The following is a 16,036-nucleotide window of genomic DNA, read 5'->3' as shown; positions in this document are numbered from 1 at the left end:
TATTCAATTTTTTAATTACATTCAGTATATAAGGTATATTATGAATCAAAATATTGTTATATTAGGAATGCAGTGGGGTGATGAAGGTAAGGGGAAAATTGTAGATTTTTTAACACGTACAGCAAGTTATGTGGTTCGATATCAGGGTGGACATAATGCTGGACATACTTTAGTTGTAAATAATAAAAAAATTATTTTGCATTTGATTCCATCAGGGATCTTGCATACTAATATTATTTGTTTATTAGGTAATGGTGTTGTAATTTCTCCACAAAGTTTGCTTGATGAAATCAATATGTTATCTAATTTAGGTATTTCACTGGATGGTCGTTTATTTATATCACATAATTGTCCTTTAATTTTGCCATATCATGTGAAAATGGACATTCTCAGAGAAAAATTACTTGATAAAAAATGTATTGGAACAACCAAAAAAGGTATTGGTCCTGCGTATGAAGATAAAGTTGCACGGTTTGGTTTACAAATTCGTGATTTATATCATGAATCTACTTTACGAGAAAAATTAAAAAATATTGTACATTATTATAATTTTCAATTTGTAAATTATTATAAATCTAATCCAGTTAATTATGATTTTATTTTAGAAGATTTATTATTATTAAAAAAAGTTTTTAAAAATCGTATTCGAGATATATCTTTAATATTAAAACAAGCAGAACTTGATAATAAGAAAGTTATATTTGAAGGAGCGCAGGGTGCATTATTAGATTTAGATCATGGAACATTTCCATATGTTACTTCTTCGAATAGTACTATTGGTGGTATTTTTACTGGTTCTGGAGCACGTTTAACTCAAATGCATGCTGTTATTGGTATTATAAAAGCATACTGTACTAGGGTTGGTTCTGGACCATTTCCTACTGAATTAACAGATATAACAAATGATTATTTATGTAGAGTAGGTCAAGAATTTGGTTCGACAACTGGTCGTAGAAGAAGAACTGGTTGGTTAGATTTAGTATTATTATCAAGAATGGTAATGTTAAATTCGATTTCTTCTCTATGTTTAACAAAATTAGATGTTTTAGATGGATTATCAGAAATTAAGGTTTGTATTGCTTATAAAAATATATATACTGATAAAATTATTACAAATCCATTTGAAAATTTTAATTGGAATGAGTTTAAACCAGTGTACAAAGTTTTACCTGGTTGGCAAGAATCTACTAAAGGTATAACTATATTTTCAAAATTACCAATATTGGCAAAAAAATATATTAATTACATTGAAAATTATATTGGGCAAGGTATTTTTATTGATATTATTTCTACTGGACCAGATAGATTAGATACGATTATAGTACGTGATATATCTAATGTAAATTATGTATAAATTTTTTATATTTATTGATATCGTTTGTTAACTTTATTTTTTTTATGTTATTGTATAGGTACTATTAGTATATTATGATTTATATAATGTAAATTTTTTATTAATTATGTCAATTTTGTTAATATATATATTAATAAATTAGTTTATATTTGATATTATAATATATACTATTTTTTATATGTTATCGTTTTTAAAAGGATTTGTAATATCATGCGTCATTATGAAATTGTTCTTATGATACATCCTGATCAAACATCAGAGCAGTTGATGAAGATTATTCATGATTATAAACAATTTATTATACAAAATAATGGTTTAATACATCGTTTTGAAGATTGGGGTAGACGGCAATTAGCTTATTCTATTCAAAAATTAAGAAAAGCGTATTATATTTTAATGAATGTTGAATTGTCACTACATATTCTGAATAAATTGAAAGATAAATTTCATTTTGATGATTATGTAATCCGAAATTTAATTTTACATTTAAAACATAAAATTGAGACTATATCACCAATGTTAAAATTAAAGGATGAGAAACCGGTATTAAAATAATTTATGTTATAAATGATTGATATTTTTATAATAATTTTGAGTAGATATGGGGAAATAGAAATGGTTCGATATTTTCGAAGAAGAAAATTTTGTCGTTTTACGGCGGATAATGTCATTCGAATAGATTATAAAGATATTTCTACATTAAAGCATTATATTACAGAAAATAGTAAAATTGTCCCAAGCCGTATTACAGGTACTCGTTCAAAATATCAAAAACAATTATCTAGAGCAATTAAATGTGCTAGGTATCTTGCTTTAATTTCTTATACAGATCAACATCGTTAATTATTTTAAGTAAATAAATATGAAAATTATTTTATTAAAAGATATGCCAGGTTTAGGTAAATTTGGTAACACTGTAAAAGTAAAATCGGGATATGCTAGAAATTATCTTGTTCCATATGGTATGGCTGTATTTTCGAATATTCATAATATTCAAGAATTAAAGTATCATAATCAGGAAATACAATTAAAAGAAAAGATTGATATAAAAAATGCACAATTAAGAATTTTAAAAATAAAACAAATTAGTCCAATTATTATTTGTACTAAGTCTCGTAAAACAGGGCAATTATTTGGATCAATTGGAGTAAAAGACATTGTACATTCGATTGTAAAATCAGGTGTACATATAGATAAAAATGAATTAGTTATTCCAGAAGGTGTAATTCGTACGATAGGTAAATATTTTGTTATATTTCAACCGTATAAAAATGTTTCATGTTATATATTGGTGAAAATTATTCCTGAATAGTAATATGTAAAAAATATATTATAATAAATATTATTTTTATATGTAATTTTTTGAACAATATTTTTTAATAAAAAAAAAGATGTATTATTAAATAATACATCTTCAAATTAAATATTTTTTAATAAAAACATTGATTTATAGTGAAGTATATTTTATGTATAATGTTGATATAAAAATTTTAGATAAAAGATTAGAATATGATACTTCGTTTTTAAAATATCAAACATCAGGATCTAGTGCTTTAGATTTACAGGCGATGATATATAAAAATATTACAGTGTATCCAAATCAAGTTATATTATTACCTTCTGGTCTTGCTATTTTTATTAGTAATCCTTTAATTACTGCAATAATTGTACCACGTTCTGGTTTAGGACATAATTATGGTATTATTTTGGGTAATACAATAGGATTAATTGATTCTGATTATCAAGGTGAGTTAATGATTTCAATTTGGAATCGGAGTTTAAAAAAATTTTATATTAAACCTGGTGATAGAATTGCACAGTTATTATTCGTTCCAATTATTAAACCTAATTTTAATGTGGTGTCTAATTTTCCACTTACTACTAGAAATAAAAGTGGTTTTGGACATTCTGGTGTGTAATAAATAATATTTTATATATTATTTACATTTAATGATCCATATTTCTGATAATATTTAATTATTATTTTTAGATAATCTTGATGAATATTTTTTTTTTTTAGATATTTAATAATGTCTATAATATTAATAATAGAAAATATTGGACAATCATATTGTTTAATTAATTCGTTTTCTGCAGTCTGAAGGTGTGATAGACACAATTCTTGGCGATCAAATAAGACAAATATTCCTGCAATATTATTATTATTTTCTTTAAAGTTAAGAATTGTGCTCGATTGTTGAATTGTCATACCTGATGTTATGACGTCATCAATAATAATAATATTTTTTTTAGTATATTGTGTACCAATGATAGTACCTGAATCACTATAGGTTTTTCGTTCTTTTCTATTAAAGAAATATGGTATTTTTAAGTTATATTTTTTTTTTAATGCTATTGCTATAGCGGTTGCTATTGGAATACCTTTGTAAGCTAAACCAAAAATAACATCAAAATTTATTTGAGTCTTTTGTATAATATCGCTATACATTTCTCCTATTTTTAATATGTCTGAACCATTGTAAAAACAATTTGAATTAAAAAAATATGGACTATAACGTCCTGATTTTAAATAAAAATTTCCAAATTGTAAAGCTTGTCTTTTTAAAGCGAATTTAATAAAATTTTCTTGATACATATTTTTTGTATCTCTTATGTTTAAATATTATGACTTTATTATTTATGTGTGGCCCTTGCTGGATTCGAACCAGCGACCAAGCGATTATGAGTCGCGTGCTCTACCACTGAGCTAAAGGGCCAATAAAATTCATTGTGAATATTTTATTACTATAATCATTATAGTATAATTAAAAGTTTTTGACAAAATTATTTTTACATGGTAATATATAACTTAATATAATCCTCTGTAGTTCAGTTGGTAGAACGGCGGACTGTTAATCCGTATGTCACTGGTTCGAGCCCAGTCGGAGGAGGTAAATATACTTCTTAAAAATATTTATATAGCGTAACCTTTTGTGAAAAATTTAATAGAAAATAATTTTACTTTTTTGTTTTATGATTATGAAACTTTTGGATTACATCCTGCTTTAGACAAGCCATCTCAATTTGCATGTATACGTACTGATGTAGATTTAAATATTATTGAACCACACCATCATTTTTTTTGTTATCCTCCTATTGATTATTTACCAGATCCTAAATCTGTACTATTAACAGGTATTACACCACAGTACACTAAAAAAAATGGATTAAATGAGTTTTTTTTTTCTAAGAAAATATTTAGTATTTTAAATACTAGGAATACTTGTATTGTAGGATATAATAATATTCAGTTTGATGATGAAATAACAAGAAATATTTTTTATCGTAATTTTTTAGATCCTTATTCTTGGAGTTGGAAAAATAATAATTCTCGATGGGATTTAATATGTCTTGTAAGAGCATGTTATATATTGACACCAGATAATATTATTTGGCCTAAAAATAAACTTGGTTTTGTTAGTTTTAAATTGGAAGATTTAACTAAGACTAATAATATTAATCATAATGCACATGATGCTTTATCTGATGTATATGCAACAATAGAAGTAATGCGTTTTATAAAAAAAAAAAAACCAGCATTATTTAATTTTTTTTTTAAATACAGGTTAAAAAGTAATATTAAGAAGTTAATTAATATTCATAATTATACTCCTTTAATTCATATTTCAAATTATCTTGGTTCCATGCGAAATAATATTACTTGTATTGTTCCAATATGTTGGAGTAATTCTAATAATTTAATATTTTTTGATTTATATATGGATCTTGATATTTTAATAAATTATGTACGTGTTACACATATTAATAAAATTAATATTCAGAAATTATATAGTTTTGGTGTTGGTTTTTTAAATATTAACAAATGTCCAATTCTTATTCCGTTAGATTTTTTTACTAAAAAAAAATTATTGACATTTTTTATTAACATGAATGTATACTTAAATAAGATATGTATTTTACAGAAAGAATATAATTTTTTAAAAAAAATGAATAATTTTTTTAAAAAATATACTTATAGTAATATTACTAATAATGTGGATTTAAAGATATATGATTCATTTTTTTCTCAAAAAGAAAAAAACACTATGTATAAAATACATAGTATTAAAATTAGTGCTTGGAATAATATACAATTCGATTTAAATAAAAAGTTACAAGAGATGTTTTTTCGATTACGAGCGCGTAATTTTCCAATTTTATTAAGTCAATTGGAAAGAAAAAAATGGAAAATACATTGTATACAAGTATTTTCTGAAAATATAGTAAGTAATTATTTTATTATGTTGAAACAATTATTAGATAAACATAGTACAAATCATAGATTATGTGCATTATTAGTAGAATTAGAACAATATGCTTGTTTATTAATGAAACAGTTTTATTATTAATTTTTAATAAATAAGAAATTCATCATGTATTTTTCAACCTTCTGAATATCGTTATTATTTAGCATATTTAAATTATTTTCATTAATAAATTTTGTTTGTTCCTTCATCCATATATTCCAGGCTTTTTTAGAGATATTATGAAATATTTTTTTACCTATTAATCCTGGATAAAATGGATCTTCAAAACCTTCTAAAACTTTTTTAAAATATTGACAAAATATTAGTTTCATATTATTTTTTCATTTTTATGGAATTGATTAGTGATCTGAATTAAGATATTATATATTGGTTTAGGTATACCAATGTGTTGTTTTTCTTGTATGTTATACCATAAATTATGTTTATTTTTTTTGAATTTTGTATTTTTTATAGTAATATGTATAAATATCATTTTAAGTTCAAAATGACTGAATTTATGGTTTGTATGATAATATTTTTCATGGTAAATTTTTTGAATATTTTTTTTTGATAACCAGCATTGCATATCTTGTAAATTATAAAATTCAGGAAAACAAAACATTTTTTTCCATATTGTTTTTTTTTTTCTATATTTTAGATAAATGTATTTTTTATGCTGTAGTACAATATAAAAAAGTCTTTTTCTTTTTTTTAGGTTATTAATTTGTATTTTTTTTACAGTATGTGATTTATATTTAGTATATTTACACGATATTTTAATTGGGCAAATAGTACATTTTGGATTTTTGTAAGAACATATTAGAGAACCTAAATCCATCATACCTTGATTAAATTTTTTAGCATGATGAATGGGAATAAGTAATTTTATTATTTTCCATAATTTTTTTTCATATTTTATATTACTGATGTTATTTTTTTTTAAATTATAGAATCGAGTTAATATTCGTTTTACATTACTATCTAGAATTGGTAGTGAGAAATTATAAGCAAGGGATAGAATTGCATGTGCTGTTGTTAATCCAATACCTGGTAATTGTGTTAAATTATAAACATTTTTTGGAAAAAATCCATTATATTTATCAACTATAATTTTTGATGTTTTATATATGTTATGTGCACGATTATAGTATCCTAAACCGCTCCATAAGTGTAATATTTTGTTTAAATCAGATTTTGACAAATCATAAATGTTATTGAATGTATGAATAAATTTCTTAAAATATGGTACAACTGTTTTCACTTGTGTTTGTTGTAACATAATTTCCGATATCCATATTGAATATACGTCATTATTTTTTTGCCATGGTAAATTATTTCGGCCAAATTGATGTTGCCAATTTACTATAATTTGTGCAAATTTCCAATTTTCCATATCATATATTTTAAAATACTTATATTTTTGATTCATGTATATTTGTAACGTACAATATAAAAATATTTATAATTAATTATATGAATTTTATAAAAAATTATGAAAAATATTATAACTAATAATTTTATTACACCACAGTATAATAAAAATGGTGTTTTTTTACGTACAACACATAGTTTTAAATCTCGTTTACGTCATATTAATAAAAATATTATTTACATATTAAAAAGATATTGGTGTCATTTTGGAATAAATTTTCAAAATAAATTTATTAATTTTAATGATATTTTTATAAAAAAAAAACTTCCAATAATATTAGAAATTGGTTTTGGTAATGGAAAAAATTTATTTTATACTGCTTTACAGAATAAATCGTATAACGTGTTAGGTATTGAAGTATACCTACCTGGTATTGCTGGTGTTATTAGGAAAATACATGATTCTAAACTGAGAATATATAATTTAAAAGTTATTGCTCATGATGCTTTAGAGGTACTACAATATATGATACCAAATAATACAATTAATGTTATTCAATTATTTTTTCCTGACCCTTGGCCAAAAACTTGTCATCATAAAAGACGTATTTTACAAAAATCATTTATAATATTACTTTCAAAAAAAATAGTTTATAATGGAATATTACATATTATAACTGATTGTATGTTATATAAACAATATATTATTAATATGATTCGTACAATAAAAAATTTCATAAATATATCAAATTATTTTCATTCTGACATATTAAAGTATTTTATTAACATGACTAAATTTGGGCAGAAAGCAGTATTAAAGAAAAAAAAAATTTTTAATTTAATTTTTCAATGTACAAGATAAATTTACTTCATAATGAAATATACAGTCTATTTATATAAATAACATAATCAAATCATTTAAAAAATTTCTCCCTTTTAACGTAATATTCCAGTACTCTGGTGTTTCTATAAGGTATTTTTTTAATACTGCTTTTTTTATTTTTTTTTTTATATAATCTAATTTTAATTGTGTATACAAATTAAAATCTGTTTTTTTAATTGGTTTGAATAATCGACATACATTCATAAAGTATTCTCCTGGTTTTTCTTGGTCTGGAATTATTATATTGTCTGAAATATACATTTTATTTTTATTACAATATTCATATAATCTATTTTTTTTTATAATTCGTACAATATCTCCATTTTTTTTTGTTATTTTGCTATGTGCACCACATCCGATACCAAGATAATCACCAAATTTCCAGTAATTTAAATTATGTAAACATGTTTTATTATTTTTAGCATAAGAGGATATTTCATATCGTTTATAATTTGCTTGTATCAATAATTTATTACCCTGATTATACATTTTCCAAATTTCAGATTCTTTCGGTAATTGTGGTTTTTGATAATAAAAAATAGTATTTTTTTCTATATTTAATTGGTACCAAGAAATATGATTTGGATTAATTAATATAGCTTGTTCTAGATCAGATAAACAATGTTGTAATGTTTGTTGTGGTATACCATACATTAGATCAATATTAACATTTAGTTCAGTGTATTTTTTTATTTCATATAGTAAATGGATTGTATTTTCTATAGAATGTGTACGACCGAGTAATTTTAATAAGATTGGATTAAAAGTTTGTATACCTAATGATATTCTATTAATTCCACATTGTATATAATCTAGTATTTTTTCTATTGTCATGGTTTCTGGATTGATTTCTATAGTAATTTCAATATTATTATTATAGGATATATTTTTTTTTACTGTATTTAATAAGTATTTTAATAAATTAATATCAAGAAGGCTTGGTGTACCTCCACCTATGAAAATGGTTTTTATAATTCGATTTTTAATAATATCTTTATGATTGTTTAAATCTGTTAGTAGATGTCGGATATAATGTATTTTTGAGTCATGTTTTTTTAATTTATATGCATTAAAATCACAATATGGGCATATTTTTATGCACCATGGTATATGAATATATAAACTTAATGAAGGCATAAAAATCATGATATTTCCTATCAATTAAAGTCATAATTTTATTTTTTTGTTGTTTTGAAACCAACTTTCTAATATTAGTGCAGCTGCTAAAGAATCTATATAATTTTTTTTTAATTTTTTATATCCTCCTTGCATATATAAAATTGATTTTGATTCTATTGTTGTTAATCGTTCATCATGTAATTCCACATCGATAAGAAAACGTTTTTTTAATAGTTTTACAAAAGTAATAGTTTTTTTAGTAAAATTTTGTTTAGAACCATCCATATTTAATGGGTATCCTACAACAATTAATTTTGGCATCCAACACGTAATTAAAGTGTTAATTTTTTTCCAATCTGGAATACCTTTTTTAACTTGAATACAGTTTAATGCATGTGCTGTATATGTAATATTTTGACCAATAGCTACACCGATATTTTTTGTACCGAAATCGAATGATAATATAATCATGATTCATGCATGTCCAAAGTAAATGGATAATTGATAGATATCAATACCTAAAATTTTTGATGCTTTAATCCATCTGTTTTTAATTGGTGTGTGAAATAATATTGATTGATTTACAGAAGCGGTTAACCAAAAATTATTTAATAATTCATATTCTAATTGATTTTTATCCCATGTACAATATCCTAAAGCAACTAATATATTCGTTGGTTCTTCTAAAATAGATAAAGATTCTAGAATATCTCTAGATGTTGTGATTACAGTTTTTTCAGAAATATAAATACTAGAATAAAATGGTTTTCTTGAAGAATGTAATATAAATCCCCTCTCCTGTGCTTGAGGACCTCCCATAATTACCGCATCTTTCACTTTAGGTCCGAATAAGCATGACGATGGATTAATATTTAGCTGTTCTAAAATATTTTCTATTTTTAATTTTTTTAATGGTTTATTTATTATAATACCCATTGCTCCTTCTTGATTATGTTCACAAATATATATTACTGTTTTTTTAAAAAAAGGATTTTTGATCCCCGGCATAGCAATTAACAGATTATTTTGTAAAGTCATTTCCACTTAGTACGCTCAATCATTATATTTATCGTATATATTATTTTATATAAATTTAATATTTAATTAAATGAAAATTTTATTTTCTATTTTTTATGGTATAAATATATAATATGCGTGATTTGTATATAATGATGTCATGAATTTAATTACATAGTAGGTATGAGATAGCAAGGATTCCTTGATCATGATATTTATAAATTACTGGTAATAATTGTCAAATCGACATAAATTACCGTTAAATATTAATTTTATTGTGCCATTAGGACCGTTTCTTTGTTTACCAATAATAATTTCTGCAATACCTTTGAATTCACTGTTTTCATTATATAATTCATCCCGATAAATAAACATAATTAAATCTGCATCTTGCTCTAATGAACCAGATTCTCTTAAATCTGAATTTATAGGTTTTCTATCTGATCTTTGTTCTAATGATCTATTTAATTGTGAAACAGCAATGATAGGTATTTTTAATTCTTTAGCTAAAGATTTTAATGATCTAGAGATCTCAGCAATTTCTAGTGTACGTTGCGTAGATAAATGTGGTACGTGTATTAATTGTAGATAATCAATCATAATTAAACTTAAACCTCTAGATTTATATAATTGCCTAGCTTTTGAGCGTATTTCATTAGGTGTTAATTGGGATGAATCATCTATATATATGTTGTTTTTCTTTAAAAGAATATTAATAGTGCTAGATATACGAGACCAATCTTCATCAGTAAGTAATCCAGTACGAATATTATGTTGATATACACGTGATAAAGATGATAACATTCGTATCATTATTTGTTCGCCTGGCATTTCTAAACTGAATATTAATATTGGTTTGTTATACTGCATTGCAATATTTTCACAAATATTCATTGATAAAGTAGTTTTACCCATAGAAGGACGTGCTGCAATAATAATAAGATCTGACGGTTGTAATCCTAATGTCATTTTATTTAAGTCTATATATCCTGTATCTAATCCTGTAATGTTATTATTAGGTGAATTCAGTAATTTTTCTATTGCATTAATTGTTTTATCGAGCATGAAGCGTATATTTTTAGGATTTTTATCTTGATTTAATCGTTTTTGAGTTATATTTAATACATTATATTCCACATAGTCTAAAATTTCTGAACTAGTTTTTCCATTTGTATTATACCCTAAATAAGCAATTTTATTTCCTATAGTAATAATTTCACGTAATATTGCATATTCTTTTATTATATTAATATATGCAATAATATTTTCAGCACTTGGAGTATTTTTAATCATTTCAGATAAATAAGAGAATTTTCCTACTTGTATTAATTTTTTTTTTTTTTCTAGTGATTCAGATAAAGTAATTAAATCTATTGGAGAATTTTGGTCAGTTAATTTTTGCATTTCATGAAAAATGATTTTATGTGCTGTATTAAAAAAGTCATCTGCAATAATATAATTTGCAACAATATCCCATTTTGTATTATCTAACATGAGTCCACCTAATATAGATTGTTCTGCTTCCAGGGAATAAGGTGGATGTTTATTAATTTCATTTTGTTTAAAAAAATTAGATTTTTTCATTTATTTAGTATTTAATTTACAATTTTTAATTTTGATATTAGTTTATTGGTTAATTTTTTTGCTATTTTGAAAATTACATTATATTTTTAAATTATATAAATAGGATAATTTAAATTATATATATTATTTTTTTTAATATTGTATATTTATTGATAATGTTTTTATTATAAGGAATGAAAAATGGCTAGAGGTATTAATAAAGTAATTTTAATTGGTAATTTAGGAAAAAATCCTGAAATACGTTACATGTCTAATGGAAATGCAGTAACGAATATTACTTTAGCAACATCAGATAGTTGGAAAGATAAACATACAAATTCAATTAAAGAAAAAACTGAATGGCATAAAATTGTGTTATTTGGTAAATTAGCAGAAATTGCAAATAAGTTTTTATATAAAGGTTCACAGATATACATAGAAGGATCTTTACAAACTCGTAAATGGATTGATAAGTCTGGAGTTGATCGTTATACAACAGAGATTATAGTGAATATGAACGGTAGAATGCAAATGTTAGGTAATCGACGTGCAAATTCTGTTGATAATAATGATAAAAATAATAATGATATTACACATTCGACATCATTAAATACTAATGATCAGGTTGATGTTAATTTAAAAAATAAACTTTTAGAAGAAGATATGTCACATGTGGAATTTGATGAAGAATTACCGTTTTAATTATGATAATAAAAATTCATCAGATATTATATCATATATTTTTAAACATTTATATCAAACATATGTATAGATTATTTCTATTTTATATTAAATATTTTTAGATATTATGTAATCATATATTTATGATAATATATTAATATCATGTATTTTTTAATTAATATTATAATAATTTTATGATAAATATTACTAAAAAAGCACAAAAATATTTGAAGTATTTATTATCAAAACAAAAAAAAAAAAATTATTTAAGAATTTCAATTAAATATCCAGGTACTGAATATGCTGAATGTAAAATTTCTTATGATACATATCAAAAAGTATTAAATAAAGATATTGAATTGAAATATACCGGTTTTAGTATTTATATTAATAAAATAATTTCTCCTTATTTATACGATTCTAAAATTGATTTAGTTGGTGATGATACGAATCAAAAATTAATGTTATTAGCTCCAAATGCTATAAAACGAATTATTTCAAATAATAATAATGTATATAGTGATGTAAAAAAAAAATCGTTATTTAATCAAGTACAACATTTTATTGATTATCAAATTAATCCTATGTTAAGTATGCATGGTGGTAAAATTATTTTAGTTGATATTTCAGACCAAAAATATGTGATGATACGGTTTTTAGGCGGTTGTAATGGTTGTACGATGTCAAATGTTACTTTAAAAAATAGTATTGAAAAAAAAATTTTAAGTAATTTTACCGATTTAAATGGTGTACAAGATCTTACAGTACATAATCGTGGTGCACATTCTTTTTTATAAAATTTTTTATGATTAGATTGATTATACAGGATGTTCATATAAATATTTTTATTATTAAAAAAATATTACTAGGTTGTTATATGAAACGAGTGTTTATTTTAGTATTAGATTCTTTTGGTGTAGGACATAGTTGTGATGCTAATAAGTTTAATGATGTTGGTGCAGATACATTTGGTCACATTACTGAACATTGTTATTTTGGAAAAGCAAATCATAATCGTTTGGGTAATTTAAATATTCCAAATTTAATGTCTTTAGGTTTAGGGAAAATTTATTATAAAATTACAGGACATTTTCCGCTTGGTATTGTACAACCCATTAATATTATCAGTAATTATGGTTTTGCAAGTGAAATTTCTACAGCAAAAGATACTTCGTCTGGGCATTGGGAAATAGCAGGAGTACCAGTGTTGTTTCATTGGGATTATTTTAAAAATAAAAAAAATAGTTTTCCTATTGATATATTAAATAAAATAATTTTAAAGTTTAAATTGTCTGGCACCCTAGGTAATTGTCAAGCTTCAGGAACGGAAATATTAAACGATTTTGGTGAACTGCATATCCAGACTAAAAAACCAATTTTTTATACATCTTCTGATTCTGTTTTTCAAGTTGCCTGTCACGAAAAATATTTTGGATTAAATAATTTATATGAATTATGTCATGGTATTAGAGTTATTTTAGATAAATATAATTTCAATATTACGAGAGTTATTGCTCGTCCATTTCTTGGAGAACATAAATTAAACTTTATTCGTACAGGTAATAGGAAAGATTTTTCTAAACCACCTCATCAGAAAACTATATTACAAAAATTGATACAAGAAAAAGATGGTCATGTTATTGCATTAGGTAAAATTTCAGATATTTTTGCTAATGTTGGTATAACACAATCTATTCGTGCAGTTGGATTAACTGCACTAATTAATAAAACTATTGAACAAATACAATATGCTTTACATAATACTATTGTTTTTGTGAATTTTGTAGATTTTGATTCTATTTGGGGACATAGACGAGATGTTTCTGGTTATGCATCTGGTTTAGAGTTTTTTGATAGGCAATTGCCAAACATTTTACATGCTTTACATGATGAAGATATATTAATTATTACAGCAGATCATGGATGTGATCCTACTTGGCCAGGAACGGATCATACTAGAGAATTTGTTCCAATTTTATTATATAACAAATTTATGCAAAATAGTTATTTAGGTCATCGTAAAACTTTTTCTGATATTGCACAAACGATAGCAAAATATTTTTTATTATCTTCTATGGAGTATGGAGTTAGTATATTATAAAATTGATACAATAATGATAATAGTATTTTTAAATATATTTGATAAAATTTATATTTTTTAAGGTAATAAATATTATGATTACGCCTCACATTAATGCTAAAAAAAGTGATTTTTCTAATCGTGTTATTATGTCTGGTGATCCTCGTCGTGTCAGATATATTTCAGAAAATTTTTTAAAAAATGCATTTCAAATAACAAATGTTCGTAATATGTTAGGTTATACGGGATATTATAAAAATATTTTAGTTTCGATTATGAGTCATGGAATGGGAATACCATCTGCTAGTATTTATGTTGAAGAATTGATTAAATTTTATAATGTTAAAAAAATTATTAGAGTAGGGACATGTGGTACAACACAAAACACAATTCATTTAAAAGATATTGTTGTTGCAATGGGTGCATGTACTGATTCCAATTTTAATCGAATTAAATTTGAAAATTATGATTTTTCAGCAATTGCAGATTTTAATTTATTATTACAAGCAAAAACTTGTGCTGATGATATGAACCTTACAATACATATTGGAAATTTTTTTACTACGGATATTTTTTATACACATAATAAATCATTTTATAATGTATTAAATAGATATAAAATATTAGGTATAGATATGGAAACGGCAGGTATTTATAGTATTGCTGCTGAATATAATGTACAAGCATTGTCATTATGTTCCGTATCAGATCATATTATCTTAAATAAAAATTTAACACCAAAAGAACGAGAATTTACTTTTAATAATACTATTGAACTTGCTTTAAATACATTAATATTATGATTTTTTATACAACGTGATGTATGTAAAAAATTATGGATATTTTTGGTGAGAAAGGGATTCGAACCCTTGATACATTTTATAAATGTATACACGCTTTCCAGGCATGCTCCTTAATCCTCTCGGACATCTCACCGATATATAATATTATCATATATGATATAAATATAATCAAGTAATTTTATTGTATGAATATTATGTATTTAAAAATCATATTTCACGATAGTATGTTATGTGTATAAATTTATTGTATTATTTTAAAGATTTATAGTATTATGATTATATTTAATTATCGAAACATTTTTCTTTCTTCTAATAGAGTTTGATACCTACTAGATATTATAAAATAAAAAAACAATTAATATTAAAAATATGATTGAAAAAAGAAATATCTTTTTGATAGGGCCAATGGGTGCTGGAAAAAGTACGATTGGTTTTCAATTATCAAAACAACTAGGTATGTCATTTTATGATTCAGATCATGAAATTGAAAAACGAACTGGAGTAGATATTAGTTGGGTATTTGATATAGAAGGTGAATCTGGTTTTAGAGTACGTGAAGAAAAGGTAATTAGCGAATTGACAAAAATGAATAAAATTGTATTAGCAACTGGAGGGGGTTCGATTCTTTCAAAAAGAATCAGAAATATTTTATCTGCTCGTGGTGTAATTATTTATTTAAAAGTAGCAATTGAAAAGCAATTATTACGTACTAATCGGGACAAACATAGACCATTATTAAATACTACTGAATCATCAGAAATGGTTTTGAGAAGATTAGCTATTGTTAGAAATCCTTTATATGAAGCAATGTCTGATATTACCATTAATACTAATAATCAACATACAAAATCAATTGTAAATTATATCGTAAATACTTTAAAAACAATTTAAATTATATTTTTATTTGAATTTGAGCAT

19 protein-coding genes and 3 tRNA genes are annotated in these 16,036 nt (G+C 23.6%); 13 read left to right on the top strand and 9 right to left on the bottom strand.

The genetic code is table 11. The features are described 5' to 3' along the window. Positions 1–40: 40 nt before the first annotated feature. The 5 genes from AB4W50_RS02030 to dut all read left to right on the top strand — a co-directional run bounded on the left by AB4W50_RS02030 (position 41) and on the right by dut (position 3,273). Positions 41–1,354: an adenylosuccinate synthase gene (locus AB4W50_RS02030; RefSeq protein ID WP_367677104.1), complete on the top strand. Its 1,314-nt coding sequence runs from the start codon at positions 41–43 to the stop codon at positions 1,352–1,354. 210 nt (positions 1,355–1,564) lie between these two features. Beyond that, complete coding sequence (gene rpsF, locus AB4W50_RS02025) at positions 1,565–1,909, top strand: 30S ribosomal protein S6 (RefSeq protein ID WP_367677103.1); 345 nt, start codon at positions 1,565–1,567, stop codon at positions 1,907–1,909. A 60-nt stretch (positions 1,910–1,969) separates the two neighbouring features. Beyond that, positions 1,970–2,197, top strand: coding sequence for a 30S ribosomal protein S18 (rpsR, locus tag AB4W50_RS02020; protein ID WP_367677102.1), 228 nt, complete (start codon positions 1,970–1,972; stop codon positions 2,195–2,197). Between the two features lie 19 nt (positions 2,198–2,216). Beyond that, positions 2,217–2,666: a 50S ribosomal protein L9 gene (gene rplI / locus AB4W50_RS02015; RefSeq protein ID WP_367677101.1), complete on the top strand. Its 450-nt coding sequence runs from the start codon at positions 2,217–2,219 to the stop codon at positions 2,664–2,666. 154 nt (positions 2,667–2,820) lie between these two features. Beyond that, positions 2,821–3,273 (top strand): dUTP diphosphatase, encoded by a 453-nt coding sequence (dut, locus tag AB4W50_RS02010; RefSeq protein WP_367677100.1) that lies wholly within the window; start codon positions 2,821–2,823, stop codon positions 3,271–3,273. A gap of 11 nt (positions 3,274–3,284) precedes the next feature. Here the strand turns inward: dut and pyrE are convergent, their stop codons facing one another. Both pyrE and AB4W50_RS02000 read right to left on the bottom strand, forming a co-directional pair. After that, entirely contained in the window at positions 3,285–3,950 is a 666-nt protein-coding gene (gene pyrE / locus AB4W50_RS02005; RefSeq protein ID WP_367677099.1) for an orotate phosphoribosyltransferase, read from the bottom strand. Positions 3,951–3,999: 49 nt separating this feature from the next. Continuing rightward, positions 4,000–4,071: transfer RNA gene (locus tag AB4W50_RS02000), tRNA-Ile, on the bottom strand. Positions 4,072–4,172: 101 nt separating this feature from the next. Here AB4W50_RS02000 and AB4W50_RS01995 point away from each other — a divergent pair. Both AB4W50_RS01995 and sbcB read left to right on the top strand, forming a co-directional pair. Further along, a tRNA-Asn gene (locus AB4W50_RS01995) sits at positions 4,173–4,245 on the top strand. A gap of 42 nt (positions 4,246–4,287) precedes the next feature. After that, positions 4,288–5,703, top strand: coding sequence for an exodeoxyribonuclease I (sbcB, locus tag AB4W50_RS01990; RefSeq protein ID WP_367677098.1), 1,416 nt, complete (start codon positions 4,288–4,290; stop codon positions 5,701–5,703). On the opposite strand, the gene AB4W50_RS01985 is transcribed toward sbcB, so the two are convergent. Continuing rightward, positions 5,700–5,933 carry an oxidative damage protection protein gene (locus tag AB4W50_RS01985; protein WP_367677097.1) on the bottom strand — a complete coding sequence of 78 codons (234 nt, stop codon included), beginning with the start codon at positions 5,931–5,933 and terminating at the stop codon, positions 5,700–5,702. The genes sbcB and AB4W50_RS01985 overlap by 4 nt on opposite strands. After that, on the bottom strand, positions 5,930–6,994 hold the full coding sequence (locus AB4W50_RS01980; RefSeq protein ID WP_367677314.1) for an A/G-specific adenine glycosylase: 1,065 nt from the start codon (positions 6,992–6,994) through the stop codon (positions 5,930–5,932). The genes AB4W50_RS01985 and AB4W50_RS01980 overlap by 4 nt, the downstream gene beginning before the upstream one ends. 99 nt (positions 6,995–7,093) lie before the next feature. Between AB4W50_RS01980 and trmB the strand changes: the two genes are divergently transcribed. Next, positions 7,094–7,834, top strand: coding sequence for a tRNA (guanosine(46)-N7)-methyltransferase TrmB (trmB, locus tag AB4W50_RS01975; protein ID WP_367677096.1), 741 nt, complete (start codon positions 7,094–7,096; stop codon positions 7,832–7,834). Positions 7,835–7,864: 30 nt separating this feature from the next. Here trmB and hemW read toward each other — a convergent pair whose 3' ends face one another. From hemW to dnaB, 4 genes are all read right to left on the bottom strand, one after another. Further along, positions 7,865–9,001, bottom strand: a complete 1,137-nt coding sequence (gene hemW, locus AB4W50_RS01970) for a radical SAM family heme chaperone HemW (protein ID WP_367677095.1) — start codon at positions 8,999–9,001, stop codon at positions 7,865–7,867. Positions 9,002–9,022: 21 nt separating this feature from the next. Next, complete coding sequence (gene ruvX, locus AB4W50_RS01965) at positions 9,023–9,445, bottom strand: Holliday junction resolvase RuvX (RefSeq protein WP_367677094.1); 423 nt, start codon at positions 9,443–9,445, stop codon at positions 9,023–9,025. Positions 9,446–9,448: 3 nt separating this feature from the next. Continuing rightward, positions 9,449–10,012 (bottom strand): YqgE/AlgH family protein, encoded by a 564-nt coding sequence (locus tag AB4W50_RS01960; RefSeq protein WP_367677093.1) that lies wholly within the window; start codon positions 10,010–10,012, stop codon positions 9,449–9,451. Between the two features lie 201 nt (positions 10,013–10,213). Continuing rightward, positions 10,214–11,575, bottom strand: a complete 1,362-nt coding sequence (gene dnaB, locus AB4W50_RS01955; RefSeq protein WP_367677092.1) for a replicative DNA helicase — start codon at positions 11,573–11,575, stop codon at positions 10,214–10,216. Between the two features lie 180 nt (positions 11,576–11,755). Between dnaB and ssb the strand changes: the two genes are divergently transcribed. From ssb to deoD, 4 genes are all read left to right on the top strand, one after another. Beyond that, the gene (ssb, locus tag AB4W50_RS01950; RefSeq protein WP_367677091.1) at positions 11,756–12,256 is read left to right on the top strand and encodes a single-stranded DNA-binding protein; all 501 of its coding nucleotides are present in this window, start codon (positions 11,756–11,758) and stop codon (positions 12,254–12,256) included. Positions 12,257–12,429: 173 nt separating this feature from the next. Next, a complete protein-coding gene (locus tag AB4W50_RS01945; protein ID WP_367677090.1) occupies positions 12,430–13,032 on the top strand; it encodes a NifU family protein in 603 nt (200 codons plus the stop codon). An 80-nt stretch (positions 13,033–13,112) separates the two neighbouring features. After that, complete coding sequence (locus tag AB4W50_RS01940; protein WP_367677089.1) at positions 13,113–14,336, top strand: phosphopentomutase; 1,224 nt, start codon at positions 13,113–13,115, stop codon at positions 14,334–14,336. Positions 14,337–14,410: 74 nt separating this feature from the next. Then, positions 14,411–15,118 carry a purine-nucleoside phosphorylase gene (deoD, locus tag AB4W50_RS01935; protein ID WP_367677088.1) on the top strand — a complete coding sequence of 236 codons (708 nt, stop codon included), beginning with the start codon at positions 14,411–14,413 and terminating at the stop codon, positions 15,116–15,118. 43 nt (positions 15,119–15,161) lie between these two features. On the opposite strand, the gene AB4W50_RS01930 is transcribed toward deoD, so the two are convergent. Then, positions 15,162–15,251 (bottom strand) — tRNA-Ser (locus AB4W50_RS01930). A 236-nt stretch (positions 15,252–15,487) separates the two neighbouring features. Between AB4W50_RS01930 and aroK the strand changes: the two genes are divergently transcribed. After that, positions 15,488–16,009 carry a shikimate kinase AroK gene (aroK, locus tag AB4W50_RS01925; protein WP_367677087.1) on the top strand — a complete coding sequence of 174 codons (522 nt, stop codon included), beginning with the start codon at positions 15,488–15,490 and terminating at the stop codon, positions 16,007–16,009. The last annotated feature ends 27 nt before the right edge of the window (positions 16,010–16,036 follow it).

It is taken from the genome of Buchnera aphidicola (Takecallis arundicolens), from assembly GCF_964058945.1.
Classification (GTDB): Bacteria; Pseudomonadota; Gammaproteobacteria; order Enterobacterales; family Enterobacteriaceae; genus Buchnera_L; species Buchnera_L aphidicola_AH.
Note: the sequence above shows the minus strand (reverse complement) of the source record. Positions and strands in the feature narration are given on the sequence as shown.